We start from the raw sequence: 16,760 nt of genomic DNA on the forward strand, positions 1-16,760 counted from the left end.
CCGTGCTCGGCCTCGAACCGCGACTTGACCTCGCTGAAGCGCTCCAGCGCCCGATCCAGCGTCGGACGATCGTGCGTCGCCATCACGCTGGTGCGCAGCAGGGCGCCCCCGGGCGGCACGGCCGGGTGCAGGGCGGTGTTGACGAACACCCCGGCGTCCCAGAGCGCCCGCCACAGCAACACGGCCTTCCAGTCGTCCCCGACGAGCACCGGGACGATCGGGGTCACGATGTCCGACCCGCCCGGCAGCGCCTGCGGGCTCACGACCGCGAAGCCGCGCTCCTCGAGACCGTCACGGAGGTAGCGGGCGTTCTCGAGGACCGCGGCGAGCAGGGGAGGCCCGTCCGGGGACCGCAGGACGCGCAACGCCGACAGCGCCGCGCCGACGGCGGCGGGCACCGCGGCCGCGGTGAAGAGGAAGGCACGGGAGGACACGCGCAGGTAGTCGATGACCTCACGGGAGCCGACCACGAAGCCGCCGCACGACGCCAGCGACTTCGAGAACGTGCCCATCCGCAGGTCGACGCGATCCTGCACCCCGAACAGCTCCGCCGTGCCGGCACCGGTGGCCCCGAGCACACCGGCGCCGTGCGCCTCGTCGACCATCAGCCGGGCGCCGAAGCGCTCGCAGAGCGCGACGATCTCGGGGAGCGGGGCGATGTCCCCCTCCATCGAGAAGACACCGTCGACGACGACGAGGACGCCACCTCCGTCCCCGGCGGCGCGCTCCAGCGTGCGCTCCAGCTTGTCGAGGCGGTTGTGCCGGAACGGGCGCAGCTTCGCCTTGGAGAGCAGGCACCCGTCCAGGATCGAGGCGTGATCGCCCGAGTCCGCGACGACGGTGTCCCCCGGGGCCAGCAGGGTGCCCAGGGTGCCCACGTTCGCCTGGTGACCGGTCGTGAAGACGATGGCGTCCTCTGTCCCCATCCAGTCGGCGAGCTCCTCCTCGAGCTGGGTGTGGAGCGGGATCGTGCCGTTCAGCAGCCGCGAGCCCGTCAGTCCGGTCCCGTAACGCTCGAGCGCGTCGCGCGCACCCTGCATCACCCGGTCGTCGCCCGTGAGGCCGAGGTAGTTGTTCGAGCCGAGCATGATCCGCTCGGCGCCCTCCATCTCGACCACCGGTCGGGCCGGGCCGTCGAGCACCCGGAAGTACGGAAGAACGTCGGCCTCCCGTGCCGCCTTGAGCTGCGCCTCGCGTTCGTGGCCCCGGACCTTCGCGAAGACGTCGATGGCGGTGTGAGACATATAGGGTGCTCCTTCGATGCCGACCGTGGAGATCCGTCCCGTCCGTTCGGCCCGGGACCTACGGGAGTTCATCGAACTCCCGTACCGGGTGCATGCTACTTCGCCGCGCTGGGTTCCCCCGCTGCGGCTCGAGCGCCGCATGTTCCTGAGCCGACGCCTCAACGCGTTCTTCAATCACGGCGAGGCGCAGTACTTCCTCGCCCGCCGCGACGGCCGCGTCGTCGGCCGCATCAGCGCCCACGTCGACCACGCCTACAACGCCTTCCACGAGAGCGCCTGGGGCTGGTTCGGGTTCCTGGAGCTCGAGGACGACGGCGAGGTGCTCAGCGCGCTGCTGGACGCGGCCGAGGCATGGCTGCGCGAGAAGGACTGCGACCGGATGGTGGGTCCCGCCGACTTCTCGATGAACGACGAGTCGGGGATCCTCTACGAGGGCTACGACATCGACCCGCAGATCAAGCAGCCGTGGCACCCGCCGTACTACTTCGAGCGCTGCGAGCAGGCCGAGGGCCTCGAGAAGGCGATGGACCTGTGGATGTGGAACCTCGAGGTCTCGGACCGCACCAAGATGCTGCCCGTGCTGTTCGAGCTCGCCGACCAGGTCGAGTCCAAGCACGGCATCCGCCTGCGCAAGATGTCCCGGCGCTCGCTGCGCAAGGACATCGACCGCTTCAAGGACGTCTACAACAGCGCGTGGTCACGTAACTGGGGCTTCTCCCCCTACGACGACAAGGACCTCGACCAGTACGCCCAGGAGCTGCAGCTGGTGTTCGACAAGCACTGGTTCATGGTCACCGAGACGGCCGGAGGGGAGACCGTGGGCGTCGCCATCACGGTCCCCGACGTCAACCAGGTGCTCAAGCAGATGAACGGCCGGCTGCTCCCGCTGGGCTGGTGGAAGTTCCTCACCAAGTCGCGCCGGATCACGAGGGTGCGCGTCGGCTTCCTGGGGGTGAAGCCCGAGTTCCAGCACACGGGGGTCGCGGCCAAGATGTACGTCGAGCACTTCGACATGGCCGAGGTGCGGCCCCAGAAGGGCGGCGAGATGGGGTGGATCCTCGAGACCAACAAGGCGATGAACCGCGCCATGGAGGCCATGGGCGGGACGATCGTCAAGCGCTACCGCGTCTACGAGCGCGTGTGGGGTGCGGCCTCGGAGGACTGAGCCGTCCGGTGCCGCGGGGAGGTGCCGAACACGACGTCCCACCACGGTGCGCTGATCCCGAACGCGACGGAGTCGTCCTGGAAGTGATGGCGCATGTGGTGCTCGCGCAGGCGGCGCCCGAGACGGGACTTCGGGACGTGATGGTGCAGCGCGTAGTGGGTCATGTCGTAGGCGAGGTAGCCGGCGAAGAACCCGGCGCTGAGCGCGCAGGCCTCAGCGGTCGGGAGGACCGCGAGGAAGGCCAGGACGAAGAGCGTGCCGAGCGGGATGCTGGCCGACGGCGGCATGACCAGGCGCAGCGGGTCGTTCGGGTGGTCGTGATGGACCCCGTGGATCATCCAGTGCAGTCGGGCACCGAGACCGTGGTCGGGCTCGAAGTGGAAGACGATGCGGTGCAGCCAGTACTCGGCCAGGGTCCAGGTCACGTAGCCGACGACGATCCAGGCGATGATCTCCGGCACGGAGGTGAGCCCCGCGTCGACCGCGAACACGCCGAACGCCAGGATGATCGGGACGAACAGCGCCGGGACGACCGCGGGATGGACCCGCGTGAGACGGTCCAGCGCGGGTGAGGAGAACATCGGCGGTGATGCGCGCAGCTGCTCACTGCGGGTCGCCTGGGGGACCGGTGTCTCCTCCTGCGTGGCCATCTCGGTGCAGACCATACCGCGAGATCCCGCCGGACTCGCGCCGTGGGGTCGGGCGGTCGGTCTACACTGCGGCAGGATGCCGCCACAGCCGCCTCTGGGGACCGAGACCGAGCCCTTCGACGACGTCGAGGAGGTCACGGCCGAGCCCGTGGACGGGGACGCGCTGCCCCTCCCGCCGCGGCGTGGCAGCGGTCCCGGGCTCGAGCCGGCGCCCCCGGCCGGACGGGCGCGCGGGCTGGTCGGCGCCTCGACCGGTCAGGTCGTCGCCCAGGCGGCGGCAGCAGCGGCCACCGGCATCGTCGCCGGCGTGGCCACCACGGCGATCGTCCGGGCCGCACGCGGGCGGCGGAGCGGTCGCCGGTCCCGTCAGGCGCGCAGCCGCGACGGCGTGGACGTTCTCGAGACCCGTACCTTCGTCGTCGACGTGCACGTGCTCGGCCGACGGTGACGGCGAGCGTCCCGGTCGAGGTCCGCGACGAGGTCCGTCCGGTCTGGCCGGTCCGGTTGCCCGGAGGCGGGATGGACGGCCTGGCCCAGCGTCGCGGACGGGTGTGGCTGCGGCTCATCCATGTCGCAGGCCGTCCCGTCGAGCTCCGGGCCGCCCAGCCCGAGCCGGACCGCCTGGTCCTCGGAGCCCGCGCGCTCGCGCGCCCGGACGCCCAGCACGGCGTCGAGCGGTTGCGGGCGATGCTGGGGGTGCAGGAGGACCTCCGGGACTTCCACGAGCGCTTCCGCGACGACCCCCTCATCGGCGCCTCGGTGCGGCGCCGCCCGTGGCTGCGCGCGCGCAGGCGCCCGGTGCCGTTCGAGGCCCTCGCCTGGGCCGTCACGGAGCAGCTCATCGAGTACGACCGGGCGGTCCGGATCCAGCGGCGCATCGTGCGGCACCACGGCCGGGACGCCCCTGCGTGGGCGTACACCGGCTTGCGGGACGCGCCGGACGCCGCGACGGTCGCGAGCCTGTCTCCCGCGCGTCTGCAGTCCTACGACCTCTCGGCCGGGCGCGCGCTCGCGCTCGTGCGCGCCGCCCGGGAGGTGGCCTCGGGACGGGTCGACCTCGATGACCCCGACCACGAGCACGGCTGGCGGCGCCTGCGCGCGATCCCGGGGATCGGCGCGTGGACCGTGGAGGTCCTGGCGGTGCTCGGGCAAGGTCGCAACGACCAGGTCCCGGCCGGCGACCTCGGCTTCCTGAAGGTCGTCGGCGCGCTGACGTCCGGGGGCGACCCACGGGCCCGCGCCCAGGAGGCGGAGGTCCGTGCGTTGCTCGCCCGGTACGACCCGTGGGCCGGGCTGGCCGGCGTGCACCTGCTGCACGCCGCCGTCGCCGGGCCCTCCCGGCTCGCCGCCTGATCCTCGACCGCCGCCGCCCTAGTTGCCGTTCTCGGGGCCGCCGATCGGCGCGCCGGGCAGGAACTCGTTCGTGAGCGCCGTCGGCTCGACCGGTCGCGTGATCAGCCCGCGGTCGAGCATCCACTCGCCGTACGCCCTCCACGAGTCCGGGTCCATGTACCCGAAGGGCTGGTCGGACTCCTTCGGGAAGAACACGGGCAGCGTCTTGCGCACCACGGCCTCCTGCAGGCCGCGCTTGAGGTCGGGGTTGGCCTGCAGCAGCGGGTCGACGCCGGCAGCCGGGTCGGCGCGGACCGCCTCGGTGCCGCGACGCAGCGCCTGGAAGAACCGGCGGATGAGCGCGCCGCGCTTCTTGGTGGTGGTCTCGGACGCCACGACGATCAGCTCGTCGTAGGTCGGCACCCCGGCCTCGTCGACCCGGATGATCGAGGGGTCCTTCTTCTCCCGCTGGAGCTGGGTTCCCTCGTAGTTCCAGAACGACCCGAGGGTGGCGTCGACCTTCTTGGAGAGCATCGCGGGCACGAGGTTGAACCCGACGTTCACCTCCTTGACGTCCGACGGGTCCACGCCGGCCTCCCGCAGGATGGTCTCGAGGTAGGCCGACTGGTACGGGATCCCGGCCGTACCGACCGTCTTGCCCCGGAGGTCCTCGGGCGTGTCGATCTTGGCCGACCCGAGCGCCATGATCGAGGTCAGCGGCTCGTTGGCGATCGCACCGACGGCGACGACCTTCGTGCCCTTGTCCCGGGCCAGCAGGAGCTCCGGCTCGTAGGAGATCGCGAGGTCCGCGCGCCCGCCCGCCACGAGCTTCAGCGGGGCGGCCGGGTCGGCCGGGGTCTGGATGTCGACGTCGAGGCCGACGTCGGCGAAGGCGCCGGAGGCCTGCGCGGCGTAGATCCCCGCGTGGTCGGCGTTGGGGAAGTAGTCCAGCATCAGCGTGAGCTTCTCGGTCGGCGGCGCGGCCGTGGCACGGTCGTCCTTCTCGCCGCACGCGGTGAGCGCCACGGCGCAGACGGACAGCAGGGCGGTGGCAGCGGCCACCGCGGGGCGACGGGTCATCAGGAGGGTCCTCCGGGTCGTTGGGTCCAGGGCAGGAGCCTGCGCTCCACCAGGACCAGGGTGTAGAAGAGGGTGATCGCGAAGGCGGCCAGCACGACGACCGCGGCGTATCCGCGGGCGGTCTCCAGCTGGCCGGTCGACTGCCGCAGGAGGTGCCCGAGCCCGGCGTTGGAGCCCGAGTCCTCGGCGAGCACCGCGCCGATCACGGCGATCGCGACCGAGATGCGGGCGCCCGAGAGGGCAGCCGGGAGCGCCGCGGGCATCTGCGCCCACCAGAACGCCTGGCGGCGGGTCGCGCCGAGGGTGCGCATCAGCTTGAGCTGGTCGGGGTCGGTGCGGTCGAGCGCGTCGAGCGTGGTCACGGCGACGGGGAAGAAGCACACCAGCGTGATGATCGCGAGCTTCGGCGCGAGGCCGAAGCCCAGCCAGAAGACCAGGAGCGGGGCCAGCGTCACGACCGGGACCGCCTGCGTGCCGATGAGCAGCGGGTAGGTGGCGCGGCGCAGCACCTGGACGCGGTGCAGGACGATCGCGGCCCCCACCCCGGTGGCCAGCGCGCAGAGCACGCCGAGACCGACCTCGGTCGCGGTCACCCCGAGGTTGTCGAGCAGGAGGGTGCGGTCCTCCCAGAGCGAGCGCCCGATCTCGACGGGGGAGGGGAGGATCAGCGGCTCGACGGAGGCCAGCTCCGTGTAGGCCTGCCAGACGCCGAGCAGCAGGAGCACGAGGAGGAGGGGCAGGATCACCGCATCGCCTCCAGGACGGCCGCTCGCGCGGCGACCACGGCGGGATCGGTCACCCCGCGCGGACGGGAGGTGGTGACCGGGATCTCGGCCGTGACCCGCGCCGGCCGGGGGGACAGCACGAGCACGCGGTCGGCGAGGACCGCGGCCTCCTCCACGTCGTGCGTCACCAGCACGACCGTGCGTGGCTCCTGCGCCAGGGCGCTCGCCAGCCACGAGCGCAGCTCCTCGCGCGTGAAGGCGTCGAGCGCCGCGAAGGGCTCGTCCAGGCACAGGACCGGTTTGCCGCTGAGCAGCGTGCGCAGGAACGCGACGCGCTGGCGCATGCCGCCGGAGAGCTCGTCGGGCCGGGCGTCCTCGAACCCGGCCAGCCCGAAGCGGGCGAACAGCGGACGCGCGCGGTCGCGCGCCGCCTCACGATCCGCCCCGGCGAACCGCGGGGCCAGCGCCGCGTTGTCCAGCGCGGTCAGCCAGGGGAGCAGCAGGTCCCGCTGGGGCATGAGCACGGCGGGATCGGCGACGACCGTCCCGCTGTCGGGCTCGACGAGCCCGCACAGCACCTCGAGCAGCGTCGTCTTGCCACACCCCGACGGACCGACCAGGACGACGACCTCGCCCGGAGCCACCTCGACCGTGAGGTCGTGCACGGCCGGTACCGGGGCTCCCCGTCGAGGACGGTGCGCGAACGAGACCGCATCGAGCCGGACGGACCCGGAGCGGGGGGACGGGGTGGTCGTCGCTGTCACGCTGGTGCGGCGGCCGTCCGGGTTGCGAGCAGGATCCCCCGCGGGTGTTCTGGTGGTCATCGCTCCCTCCGCGGGCATTACCCCACAGGTTCGAAGGGTCGGCGCCGGATCGAGGCGCCCTCTCAGCCGGCATCCGCCAGCCCCCCTGGTGTGTCGTCGTCCCCCCAGGCTAGCTGGTCTGCGCCGTGATCTCCGGCGCGCGGGGTGGACGGACCCGGCGGGGTCGGCGCCTCGACGGACCGGGAATGGGATCATCGGCGAATGCGCCTCCCCCTCCCGGCTCTGCTCCTGACGGCTGCCCTTTTCGCGCTCGCACCCTCCGCGGCCCAGGCCGCCCCGCTGCGCGCCGGCGCGGCCGCCGTCGACATCACGCCGGCGAACGGCGGGACGACGCTCGGGTTCGTCCGGCCGGACATCACCGTCAAGGGCGTGCACACGCGCCTGACCGGTCGCGTGATCGTGCTCGACGACGGCGACAGCAGGGTGGCGCTGCTCGCCACCGATCTCGGGTTCCCGCTGGACAAGGAGGGGCTGATCGCCCGCCTGCGGCCGGACGGCTTCACGCACGAGACGGTCTTCTACACCGGTACCCACACCCACTCGGGGCCCGGCTCGCTCGCTCCGTGGCAGACCCAGCAGCTCGCGGAGGCCGTCCGTCTGGCCGTGCGGCGGCTGCGCCCCGCCCGGGCGGCGTGGGGCGCGACGACCGTGCCCGGCGTGGCCCGCAACCGCTCCATCGAGGCGCACCTCGCGACCCACGGCATCGACCAGTTCTACGGCGAGGGCGACGCCGCCGACGACCCGTTCGGCACGGAGCACACCGTCGATCGGCGCCTGCGCTTGCTGCGCATCGAGGGCACCGACGGACGTCCGCTCGCCGCGTGGCTCAACTTCCCCGTGCACCTGACGACCTCGACGCCGGCCGCGGACCTGTGGGACGCCGATCTCGCCGGGCCCGCCGAGCAGCACCTCGAGGATGCGGTCGGCGGCACCGACCGCCACGGTCCCCAGGGCCTGCGCGAGCAGGGGTTCGTCGCGCTCTTCAACAACGGGTCGCTCGGCGATCTGATGCCGGTGTTCGACTCCTACAACCCGACCGCCGTGATGGACCTGCAGGGCGCGCGGATCGCCTCCGGGGCGCGTCAGGCGTGGGAGCAGGCGGGGCGGCGCCTGACCACGGAGCTCCCGGTCGACGTCCGCTGGACACGGATCTGCTACTGCGGCCAGGAGGTCGAGGCGGGACGGCGCGTCGCGGCGAACCCGATCTTCGGACTGCCCTTCCTCGGAGGCTCCGAGGACGGCGCCTCGATCTTCCACGAGCCGGTGGCGACCGAAGGGCGACGGCTGCCCGCCGAGCTGGCGGACCCAGTGCAGGGGCGCAAGATCCAGGCCGTCCCGTCGGAGCTCCTCGACGTCCACGAGACGCAGCCGGAGGTGCACCTGGTGCGGCTGGGTGATCGCCTGCTGGTCGGCGCCCCCGGGGAGCCGAGCGTCGAGATGGGCCGCCGGTTCGACGCGGCCGTGCGCCCGCTCCTGCCGGCGGGCGTGCGCGATCCGGTGGTCGTGGGACTCACCAACGACTACCTCGGCTACCTCACGACGCCGGAGGAGTACGAGATGCAGCACTACGAGGGCGGGCACACCGTCTTCGGCATCTGGACGTCCACCCTGATGCGGCAGTCGTTCGAGGCGCTCGCGACCGCGATGCGCGACGGCGCGCCGGCACCGGCTCCGACGGTCCCGGGGGACCTCGGCGATGCCGGTGAGGCGAAGCCGGAGGTCGGCGACGGCGGGGTCGCGGGGGCGATCACGACCGAGCCCGCGGAGCTGGTGCGCCGCTTCGACGTGGTGGACCTCGGCTGGAAGGGCGCCGCGGGCGGCGTCGACCGTCCTGCCGACACGGCGTTCATCGCGGTCGAGCGCCAGGAGGGCACGTCGTGGCGGCGCGTGGACTCCGACCTGGGCCTGTCGATCGCGTGGCGCGAGGTGTCCGAGGGAGCGTTCGCGGCGCGCTACGACGTGCCGGGCGATCTCCCCACCGGCACCTACCGCCTGCGGGTCGCGTCGGCGCGCTACGACCTTCCGTCCCGCCCCTTCTCGGTCGCCGCCGACGACGGCCTGGTGCCGCTCGGCGTCGTGATGCGGCGCCTGAAGGGCGGCCGCACCCGGTTGCTGCTCACCGCCCAGGTTCCGGCACCGGACCCGAAGCGGGCCATCCGATTCCGGGCGACGTCGCCGCAAGGGGGCAGGGCGAACCTGCGCCTCGGCCGGGCGCTGCTGCGGGCGCGCTGGAGCGCACGGCTCGGCGGCTGGTCGGTCGTCACCCGGCGCCGCGTGCGTACCGGGACCCCGATCCTCGTCCGTGCGGGGTCGCTGCGGGACGCCGCGGGCAACCGCAACGGGGAGGCCGCGACGTTGCGGGTCGGGACCGTCGAGCGGGCGACGTGGCCGACGAACATGGGCGTCGGTGGCGGTCGGACCCCCGGGGTCGGGGGCTCCGGGTCCTTCCCGCCGTGATCGCGGGGCGACGGCCGGTCGCGCTCAGGCCGAGTGCACCGGCCGCGTCAGCGCCTTGACGAACTCCTCGAGGTGCGCGGTCGTCCAGCACTCGAACGCCTCGCAGTACTGCTCGTAGGTCGCGATCACGGAGTCGCCGTAGTTCCAGTACAGCTTCGGCTCCGGGTTCAGCCAGAACGTCCGGCCCGCCTTCGCGGCGATGTGCCCGAACACCTCGGCGGCCGGGTCGCGGCCGTTGGTCCGCGCGTCGCCGAGGATGATCACGGTCGAGCGTGGGTGCAGGTCGGCCTCGACCTGCTCGCGGAACTCGCGCCAGACCCGCCCGTAGTCGGTGTACCCGCTGACGTCGGCGACCCCGGCGTCGCGCCCGATCGCCTCGCTCACGGCGCGGAAGTTGCGCTCCTTCTGGAACACCTCCGTCACCTCGCTGATCCGCTCGATGAAGACGAAGGAGCGCATCTTGCGGAACGAGTCGTGCAGGGCGTGCAGGACGCTGAGGAAGAACACCGATGCGCTGGCCACCGAGGTGGAGACGTCGCAGACGACGTAGATCTCGGGGCGCCTGGGGCGCTTGGGCTTGAACTTCAGCTCGACCGGGACCCCACCCGTCTGGAGCGAGGCGCGCATGGTCTTGCGCACGTCCACGTGGGCGTGCCGGCGGTTGCCGCGCTGCTCCTGGCCCTGGGTCTTGAGCCGGCGCTTGAGCTGCATGACGGTGCGGTGCACGGCGGCGAGGTCCTGGAGGGGGCCGGACGGGAGCGCCCGGTCGATCTCGTTCAGGGGACGTGCCGGGGGGAGCGTCTCGGTGCGTTCGATCTGCCCGCGCTCGAGCTCGCGGCGCAGCATCTGCTCGAACCTGCGGATCTCGTCACGGGGGAGGCCGTCGCGCCGCGGGTCCTCCTCGGGGAGGTCCGGCTGCGGCTCGGCCTTGAGCCCGAGCTGGCGACGGATGCGCTGGACGTCGACCCCGACGACCCCGGATCCCTCGCCCTGCTGCCCGAACGCGGCGATCGCGAGCCGGGCGAGGTCCGACATCCGGTCGCCGTCGCCGTCCTGGATGGCCTCCGCGATCAGCTTGCGGAGCTCCTCCATGTCGAACTCGCCGGCCTGGTCGAAGTCGATGCCCCCGTCCTCGCGGACGCCCTCCTCGACCGCGGCCATCTCGGCGGCCCGGAAGAAGAAGCGGTCGAACACCAGGCCGAAGATCCGCCGGTCCTCCGGCGACTTCGCCAGCGTCGTGGCGAGCGACTCGCGGAACAGCACGCGGTCGGTCCATTCGACGTGGTCGAGCACGCTGAACGCGTCGAGCAGCTCGGACGTGCCGACGGCGACGCCCTCGCCGCGCAGCTCCTCGCCGAACTCGAGCAGGCGGGCGGCGATGCCGACGGGGGCCTGCCCGCCCGTGCTGGTGCCCCGGGCGTGGAGCGCCGCGGCGCGTGGATTCGGCCCGCCCGCCCGCTGGCTCACGGGTTGACGGGTGCGCCGCCGGCCAGCCCGGGCGTGAGCTTGACGCCGACGCGCTCGCTGACGACGTCGAGGTCCGTGCGGTGCTTGACGATGATCGACATCGTGTCGCGGAACATGTCCGCGTCGATGTCGGTGGCGCCCAGGAGCAGCAGCGCTCGAGCCCAGTCGATCGACTCGGCGATGCTCGGAGGCTTCTTGATGTCGAGGTCGCGGACGAGCTGCACGAGCTCGACGAGCCGGCGGCCGACCGCCTCGGGAAGGTCGGGCGTGTGGAGCTTCACGATCTCCAGCTCGTGCTCGAGCTCCGGGTAGTCCAGCCAGAGGTACAGGCACCGGCGCTTGAGCGCCTCGGTGAGCTCGCGGGAGTTGTTCGAGGTGAGCAGGACGATCGGATGCGTGGTCGAGGCGATCGTGCCGAGCTCGGGGATCGAGATCTGGAAGTCCGAGAGCAGCTCGAGGAGCATCGCCTCGAACTCCTGGTCGGTCTTGTCGATCTCGTCGATCAGCAGGACGACCGGCTCCTCGCTGGCGATGGCCTGCAGGAGCGGCCGGGTGAGCAGGAACTCCTCGCCGAAGATGTCGTCCTGCACGGCGTTCCAGCCGGTGCCGTCGGCCTCCGCCTGGATGCGCAGCAGCTGCTTGCGGTAGTTCCACTCGTAGAGCGCCTTGGCCTCGTCGAGACCCTCGTAGCACTGCAGGCGCACCAGCTCCCGTCCCAGCGACTCGGCGAGCGCCTTGGCGAGCTGCGTCTTGCCGACGCCGGCGGGACCCTCGACGAGGATCGGCTTTCCGAGTTGCGTGGCCAGGTACGAGACGAGCGCGGTGGACTCGCCCGGGAGGTACCCGGTGGCGCGCAGGCCGCTGGCGACGTCCTCGACGGATGCAGGAGTGTCGGGCATGAGGCGAGCAACGATATCGGTGTGGGATCCTCGCCCGGTGCTCCCGGTCGACCTCCTCGTCGCATCCACGATCTCCGCGGCCCCCGTGCTCGGTCTGATGGCGTTCGGTGTCGTCGTCGCGATCTTCGGCCACATCGGCCGCAACTACCGCGTCGTGGGCGTGGGGCTGGGGGCGCTGTTCCTCGCCACCGCGCTGATGGTCGTCCTGGGATTCGCGAGCTACCAGGGCGACTCGCGGGATCCCCGCGACTGCGATCCGGAGCTCAAGGGCCTGTGCCGTTGAGCACGCCCGTCAGCCGCGGGTGCGCAGGGTCCGCGCGAACCCCACGCGCCGACCGTTCTCGTCGCGGCCGCTGACGACGATCCTCAGCCGTCCCGTGCGCCGCGTGCGCGGGATCCGCACCGCGACCGTGAGGTTGCGGGTCACCCGCGTGCGCCGCGTGCGCTTCACCGTGCGCACGTCCTTGCCGCGGACGCGGCGCACGGTGACCTTGAGGCCGGTGACCGGACGCCGGACGACGAGCGCCAGGCGCAGTGCCCGTCCGCGCCGGCCGGCCCGCTTGAGCCCGAGGATCTTCCTGCGCTTCGCGGTCGACGTCGGGGTCGGCGCGGCGCTCGGCGTGCCCGGGGACGTGCCCGGCGCCGTGGGCGTCGCCGGCGTCGGGGCGGGCCCCGCGTTGCGGACGATCCAGCCGGCGAGCGCTGCCGCGCCGATGCGCGCGTAGAGCCCGTACTGGGTCGGGAACGCGCACCCCAGCCCGGAGGACACCACGCCCACCAGCACCGGGGTCTGGCCGTCGAGCACCGTCAGCGGTCCGCCCGAGTCGCCCTGACAGGCGTCGCGGCCGCCCGTGAGCTCGCCGGCGCACAGCATCGTCGCCGCGTCGTAGCCCAGCGTGACGCTGTAGGACTGCCGGCAGGTGGAGTCCGACTGGATCGGGACCTGGATCTCCTCGAGGTCGTCCGATCCGCCGTCGATGCCGGTGAAGACGCGACCACCCCATCCGGTGACCGTCGCCGTGGTCCCGGGCTTCCACAGATCCGCTTCGGCCGGGGTCACCACGCGGTAGGGCGCCTGGCGGGCGGCACGCGGAAGCTCGATCAGCGCGACGTCGTTGCTCGACGCGTTGGGCGTGCCGTAGGACTCGTGGCGGATGACCCGCGTCGCGCGCAGTCGCTCGCCGGTGGACTCGTCGCTGCGCCGCGTCCGACCGAGCACCAGCGTGAGGTCGCCCGGACTGGTGGGTCCGCCGTTCTCGCCGTCGCTGACGCAGTGGGCCGCGGTGAGGACCCACGTCGACCGGACGAGGCTCGCGCCGCAGATGAAGTCGCCGCGCTGCTCCAGCTGCACCATGCCCGGATAGGACCGGGACGGCGCGTGCCCGCCGACGATCGCGTGGGCCGTGCCGGACCAGAGGAGGCCCCCGCCGACGAGGATGGCGAGGGTCAGGGAGCGTCGGGCCATGAGCCCACGATACGGAGCGTCACTCGTCCTCGTCGAAGCTCAGCTGCGTCCCGCCGTCGACGGGAGGGGGATTTCCGGTCGCTCGGGCGCGAGGCCGCTCGCCGCGTTCGACACGCGTCGGCTGCAGCGAGCTGTCCACGCGGGTGACCTCGTCCTTGGGCGTCGGGCCGGGGTGGGTCGTCGGGTCGGGATCGCCGGGCAGCGGCGGTTCGCTCAGGCGTGCCGCGCGCAACCGGACCCCCGTCGACGCCAGGAACAGCGCGGCGCCGAGCGCGAAGAAGATGCCCCAGCGCAACCCGTAGTTCGTGGTGAGCGTCCGGGTCGTCTCCGCGTCGGGCTGGTCCAGCAGGCGGTAGAAGATGAGGAAGGACGCCCACCCTCCGGCGACCGCGATGACGGAGCCGTCCCCGCCGGGCAGGTGGAACGCGCGCCCCTCACCCCGCCGGAACAGCAGCAGCAGGACGCCGGCGGCGACCAGCAGCGTCGCAGCCTCGACGAAGGAGAAGGCGGTCCAGGCCGAGAGGCTGTCGCTGCGGCTCGCCAGCGACTGGTTCTGCCCGCGGGTGACGATCGCGGTCACCGACTTCGAGTACCAGGGCAGGAACATCGTGGCGACGAGTCCCAGCGAGGCGTAGCCGCTGAGCCGCTGGGAGGACTCGAGGTTGCGGAAGGACCGTGCGATGCGCGTGGCCAGGCCCCGGGCAGCGCTGCCGGCCCGCTCGGCGGCCTCGCCTGCCCGTGCCGCGGTGTCGCCGCGAGGCTCAGGCGTCCGGGGCATCGGCGTCCCCCAAAGCGTCGAGCGCGTCGAGTCGGCGTTGCACCAGGTCGCGGATGCGCTCGTCCACGGATGGGTCCGCGGCGACGTCGGCGGCCTCGCGCAGCGCCGTCCGGGCCCGCAGCGCCCGGTCGTCGTGCGATCCGGGACTGGCGTTCTCCGGTGTGTTCTTCAGCAGGTTGTCGGCGCGCAGCAGCAGGGTACGGACGCGGTCTGCGGCTGCGGAGGACACGCTCGCGATCGTACCGCGCGGGCCTGCCGGGTCGGTCGGGGCCGGGGCCCGCCCGCGTGGACGGGCCCCGTTCCGCGGTCAGGGACGGGCTTCAGGAGCCGGTCGCGGCCGCCGGAGCGCCGATGGCGCCGACCTTCCGGCGGTGATCGCCGCTCTCGGACAGCCCGATCCGGTCGTGGAGACGGCGCAGGGGAGCCGGGGACCACCAGTTCCAGCGCCCGAGCAGCGCCATCAGGGCGGGTACCAGCAGCGTGCGGACCACGAACGCGTCGACCAGGACGCCGACGGCGGCGCCGACCCCGATCTGCTTGATGAACAGGATCGACGACGTGCTGAAGGCGCCGATCGCCACCGCCAGCAGGATCGCCGCCGCGGTCACGACCGCACCGGTGCGCGCCACGCCGGTCGCCACCACCTCGCGCTCGTCGACCGGGGCCCCCGCGGCCAGGGCGCGGTCGCGGACTTCCTTGATGCGGCCCAGCAGGAAGACGCCGTAGTCGGTGGACAGCGCGAACACGAGCGCGGCGGTGACGACGAAGTCCGTCGATTCGATGCCGCCGTTGCTCGTGAACCCCAGGAGGCCCTCCAGCCGTCCGTCCTGGAAGATCAGCGTGAGGATCCCGAGCGTGGTGCCCACGGTGAGCGCGTTCATCACGAGCGCCTTGATCGGCAGGATCACCGAGCCGGTCATGAGCCACAGCAGGGCGAACGTCAGGAGCGCCAGCGCGGCCAGCGCGACCGGGAGACGGCCGGCGATGGCGGACTGCTGGTCCAGGAACTCGGCGGCCTCTCCGCCGACCTCCACGGTGAGCGGCGTCGGGAGCGCCCGCGCATCCTGCACGACGTCGCGGGCGGTCTGTCCGACGCGCCCGCCCCGGGCGCCGACGCCGATGAGCCACGTCGCCTCGTCGAGGCGGCGCGGCCCGTCGATCCGCTCGACGCCGGGGATGGCGCGGAGGTCGGCGGCCAGGGTCCGGACGTCCTGCTCGGTTCCGTTGCGCGCGTCGACGGCGACCGAGATCGGCGTGCTGTCGTCGCGCGGGAAGTCCCGGGTGAGCTGGTCGGCGACTTGCCTGGAGCTCAGGGACGCGGGCACGATGGAGGCGTCGACCGGCGTCCACTGCGCCCTCAGTGCGGGGAGACTCAGCGACAGCATGAGCAGGGCCGTGCCGGCCGCGATGAGTCCGGGACGCCGCATCACCCCGTGGGAGACGCGGTACCAGCGGCCGGCGGACTGCTCCTGCCGGTCGGGGACCGCCAGACGCGGACCCCAGAGCGCGAGGAACATCGGCGTGATCGCGAGCGACGCCAGCGCGGCGACCACCGACACCGCCGCGCCTCCGATGCCCATCGACTGCAGGAAGTTCAGCGGGAACAGCGTCAGCGAGGCGAGCGCGATCGCGACGGTCGCCGCGCTGAACGCCACGGTGCGCCCGGCGCTCGCCATGGTCGCGGCGATCGCGGCGGCGCCCGGTCCGTGGTGCGCGAGCTCCTCGCGGTAGCGGGTGAGCAGGAGCAGCGTGTAGTCGATGGCCAGACCGAGCCCCAGGCCGATCACGAGGTTGAGGGCGAAGATCGAGAGCCCCTTGACCTCGTTGATGCCGCGGAGCGTCAGAAAGGTGACCAGGACGGTGGTCACCCCGACGACCAGCGGCATCACCGCCGCGCGGCGCCCCCGGAAGAACACGAGCGAGAGCAGCAGGAGCAGGGGGAAGGCGAACGTCTCGGCGCGACCGAGGTCCTCGGAGATCTGGTCGCCCAGCTGCCGGTCGGCGACGAGATTCCCGCCCAGCAGCAGGTCGTCTCGGCCGGCGAGGCGCTCTTCGAGGGCCCGCAGCACGGCGTCGTCGTCCGCGTTCGCCCGCAGGACGACGGCGTGGCCTGCGGTCCTGCCGTCGTGGGACAGGAGGGAGCGGTCGCCGCCGGTGGCGTACGACGTGACCGTCGCGACGCCCGTGATCGTGCGCAGCTCGCGGTCGACCGCCGCGAGTGCGGCGTCACGGACCGCCGCGTCGTCGGGCGTCCGCTGCAACACGATCACCTCGGGTGCCGCCGCGGTTCCGGTGGCGGCCTCGACGCGCTGCACGGCGGCCAGCGACTCGGCGTCCTGGGCGACGAAGCCGCCGTCGGCGCTGAGCGCTCCGAACACGGGTCCGCCGAGCGCGGCGGCGACGATGACCACGATGAAGGTGATCCCCAGGCTGCGCCGAGGGCGGGATGTGAGGCGGTGCAGGAGCGGTGACACAGGAGCGGTCCTTGAGGGAGAGAGTGTGTAGACGACCGTACATATACACACGTAGATAGACGGGTGTCAAGTCATCGCTATGCTGGTCCCGTGACTGCGCCGGAACCACCTCCCGCCACGAGACCACGCCAGCGTGCTGCCCGGGGTGAGGGCGACCTGCTGCGAGAGCAGCTCCTGGACGCCGCCAGCGCACTGGTGCA

Annotated in this window: 16 protein-coding genes and 1 riboswitch; of the genes, 5 read left to right on the plus strand and 11 right to left on the minus strand. The window is 72.7% G+C overall.

What is annotated here, in order from left to right:
* The coding region (locus tag ABYE80_RS07020; protein WP_372789555.1) for an aminotransferase class I/II-fold pyridoxal phosphate-dependent enzyme at positions 1–1,244 on the minus strand (1,244 nt) is incomplete at its 3' end.
* A gap of 16 nt (positions 1,245–1,260) precedes the next feature.
* Here ABYE80_RS07020 and ABYE80_RS07025 point away from each other — a divergent pair.
* Positions 1,261–2,409, plus strand: coding sequence for a hypothetical protein (locus tag ABYE80_RS07025; RefSeq protein ID WP_372789556.1), 1,149 nt, complete (start codon positions 1,261–1,263; stop codon positions 2,407–2,409).
* Here the strand turns inward: ABYE80_RS07025 and ABYE80_RS07030 are convergent.
* Positions 2,373–3,059 carry a sterol desaturase family protein gene (locus ABYE80_RS07030; protein ID WP_372789557.1) on the minus strand — a complete coding sequence of 229 codons (687 nt, stop codon included), beginning with the start codon at positions 3,057–3,059 and terminating at the stop codon, positions 2,373–2,375. The genes ABYE80_RS07025 and ABYE80_RS07030 overlap by 37 nt on opposite strands.
* 76 nt (positions 3,060–3,135) lie before the next feature.
* On the opposite strand from ABYE80_RS07030, the gene ABYE80_RS07035 reads away from it, so the two are divergent.
* Positions 3,136–3,507: a hypothetical protein gene (locus ABYE80_RS07035; protein WP_372789558.1), complete on the plus strand. Its 372-nt coding sequence runs from the start codon at positions 3,136–3,138 to the stop codon at positions 3,505–3,507.
* Positions 3,504–4,412 carry a DNA-3-methyladenine glycosylase gene (locus ABYE80_RS07040; RefSeq protein ID WP_372789559.1) on the plus strand — a complete coding sequence of 303 codons (909 nt, stop codon included), beginning with the start codon at positions 3,504–3,506 and terminating at the stop codon, positions 4,410–4,412. The genes ABYE80_RS07035 and ABYE80_RS07040 overlap by 4 nt, the downstream gene beginning before the upstream one ends.
* Before the next feature lie 18 nt (positions 4,413–4,430).
* On the opposite strand, the gene ABYE80_RS07045 is transcribed toward ABYE80_RS07040, so the two are convergent.
* The 3 genes from ABYE80_RS07045 to ABYE80_RS07055 are packed head-to-tail and all read right to left on the minus strand — an operon-like array spanning position 4,431 to position 6,861.
* On the minus strand, positions 4,431–5,471 hold the full coding sequence (locus tag ABYE80_RS07045; protein WP_372789560.1) for an ABC transporter substrate-binding protein: 1,041 nt from the start codon (positions 5,469–5,471) through the stop codon (positions 4,431–4,433).
* Positions 5,471–6,217 (minus strand): ABC transporter permease, encoded by a 747-nt coding sequence (locus ABYE80_RS07050; RefSeq protein WP_372789561.1) that lies wholly within the window; start codon positions 6,215–6,217, stop codon positions 5,471–5,473. The genes ABYE80_RS07045 and ABYE80_RS07050 overlap by 1 nt, the downstream gene beginning before the upstream one ends.
* The gene (locus ABYE80_RS07055) at positions 6,214–6,861 is read right to left on the minus strand and encodes an ABC transporter ATP-binding protein (protein WP_372789562.1); all 648 of its coding nucleotides are present in this window, start codon (positions 6,859–6,861) and stop codon (positions 6,214–6,216) included. Before ABYE80_RS07055 ends, ABYE80_RS07050 begins: the two co-directional genes overlap by 4 nt.
* A gap of 143 nt (positions 6,862–7,004) precedes the next feature.
* Positions 7,005–7,117: riboswitch (TPP riboswitch) on the minus strand.
* A 104-nt stretch (positions 7,118–7,221) separates the two neighbouring features.
* On the opposite strand from ABYE80_RS07055, the gene ABYE80_RS07060 reads away from it, so the two are divergent.
* A complete protein-coding gene (locus ABYE80_RS07060) occupies positions 7,222–9,477 on the plus strand; it encodes a neutral/alkaline non-lysosomal ceramidase N-terminal domain-containing protein (RefSeq protein ID WP_372789563.1) in 2,256 nt (751 codons plus the stop codon).
* 24 nt (positions 9,478–9,501) lie between these two features.
* Here the strand turns inward: ABYE80_RS07060 and ABYE80_RS07065 are convergent, their stop codons facing one another.
* Both ABYE80_RS07065 and ABYE80_RS07070 read right to left on the minus strand, forming a co-directional pair.
* The gene (locus ABYE80_RS07065) at positions 9,502–10,944 is read right to left on the minus strand and encodes a VWA domain-containing protein (protein WP_372789564.1); all 1,443 of its coding nucleotides are present in this window, start codon (positions 10,942–10,944) and stop codon (positions 9,502–9,504) included.
* The gene (locus ABYE80_RS07070; protein WP_372789565.1) at positions 10,941–11,843 is read right to left on the minus strand and encodes an AAA family ATPase; all 903 of its coding nucleotides are present in this window, start codon (positions 11,841–11,843) and stop codon (positions 10,941–10,943) included. The genes ABYE80_RS07065 and ABYE80_RS07070 overlap by 4 nt, the downstream gene beginning before the upstream one ends.
* Between ABYE80_RS07070 and ABYE80_RS07075 the strand changes: the two genes are divergently transcribed.
* Positions 11,842–12,126, plus strand: coding sequence for a hypothetical protein (locus tag ABYE80_RS07075; protein WP_372789566.1), 285 nt, complete (start codon positions 11,842–11,844; stop codon positions 12,124–12,126). The two genes, ABYE80_RS07070 and ABYE80_RS07075, sit on opposite strands and share 2 nt — an antisense overlap.
* 9 nt (positions 12,127–12,135) lie before the next feature.
* On the opposite strand, the gene ABYE80_RS07080 is transcribed toward ABYE80_RS07075, so the two are convergent.
* The 4 genes from ABYE80_RS07080 to ABYE80_RS07095 all read right to left on the minus strand — a co-directional run bounded on the left by ABYE80_RS07080 (position 12,136) and on the right by ABYE80_RS07095 (position 16,560).
* Positions 12,136–13,308, minus strand: coding sequence for a serine protease (locus ABYE80_RS07080; RefSeq protein WP_372789567.1), 1,173 nt, complete (start codon positions 13,306–13,308; stop codon positions 12,136–12,138).
* Between the two features lie 19 nt (positions 13,309–13,327).
* On the minus strand, positions 13,328–14,086 hold the full coding sequence (locus ABYE80_RS07085; protein WP_372789568.1) for a hypothetical protein: 759 nt from the start codon (positions 14,084–14,086) through the stop codon (positions 13,328–13,330).
* Positions 14,070–14,315 carry a hypothetical protein gene (locus ABYE80_RS07090; protein WP_372789569.1) on the minus strand — a complete coding sequence of 82 codons (246 nt, stop codon included), beginning with the start codon at positions 14,313–14,315 and terminating at the stop codon, positions 14,070–14,072. Before ABYE80_RS07090 ends, ABYE80_RS07085 begins: the two co-directional genes overlap by 17 nt.
* A 91-nt stretch (positions 14,316–14,406) precedes the next feature.
* The gene (locus tag ABYE80_RS07095; RefSeq protein ID WP_372789570.1) at positions 14,407–16,560 is read right to left on the minus strand and encodes an MMPL family transporter; all 2,154 of its coding nucleotides are present in this window, start codon (positions 16,558–16,560) and stop codon (positions 14,407–14,409) included.
* Positions 16,561–16,760 lie beyond the last annotated feature (200 nt).

This window comes from Paraconexibacter sp. (assembly GCF_041602235.1).
GTDB lineage: Bacteria > Actinomycetota > Thermoleophilia > Solirubrobacterales > Solirubrobacteraceae > Paraconexibacter.

Excerpts from the sequence above, each read along its gene's own strand:
- ABYE80_RS07025 (WP_372789556.1), top strand. The coding sequence starts at position 1,261 with ATGCCGACCGTGGAGATCCGTCCCGTCCGTTCGGCCCGGGACCTACGG.
- ABYE80_RS07030 (WP_372789557.1), bottom strand. The coding sequence starts at position 3,059 with ATGGCCACGCAGGAGGAGACACCGGTCCCCCAGGCGACCCGCAGTGAG.
- ABYE80_RS07035 (WP_372789558.1), top strand. The coding sequence starts at position 3,136 with ATGCCGCCACAGCCGCCTCTGGGGACCGAGACCGAGCCCTTCGACGAC.
- ABYE80_RS07045 (WP_372789560.1), bottom strand. The coding sequence starts at position 5,471 with ATGACCCGTCGCCCCGCGGTGGCCGCTGCCACCGCCCTGCTGTCCGTC.
- ABYE80_RS07060 (WP_372789563.1), top strand. The coding sequence starts at position 7,222 with ATGCGCCTCCCCCTCCCGGCTCTGCTCCTGACGGCTGCCCTTTTCGCG.
- ABYE80_RS07075 (WP_372789566.1), top strand. The coding sequence starts at position 11,842 with ATGAGGCGAGCAACGATATCGGTGTGGGATCCTCGCCCGGTGCTCCCG.
- ABYE80_RS07070 (WP_372789565.1), bottom strand. The coding sequence starts at position 11,843 with ATGCCCGACACTCCTGCATCCGTCGAGGACGTCGCCAGCGGCCTGCGC.
- ABYE80_RS07080 (WP_372789567.1), bottom strand. The coding sequence starts at position 13,308 with ATGGCCCGACGCTCCCTGACCCTCGCCATCCTCGTCGGCGGGGGCCTC.
- ABYE80_RS07085 (WP_372789568.1), bottom strand. The coding sequence starts at position 14,086 with ATGCCCCGGACGCCTGAGCCTCGCGGCGACACCGCGGCACGGGCAGGC.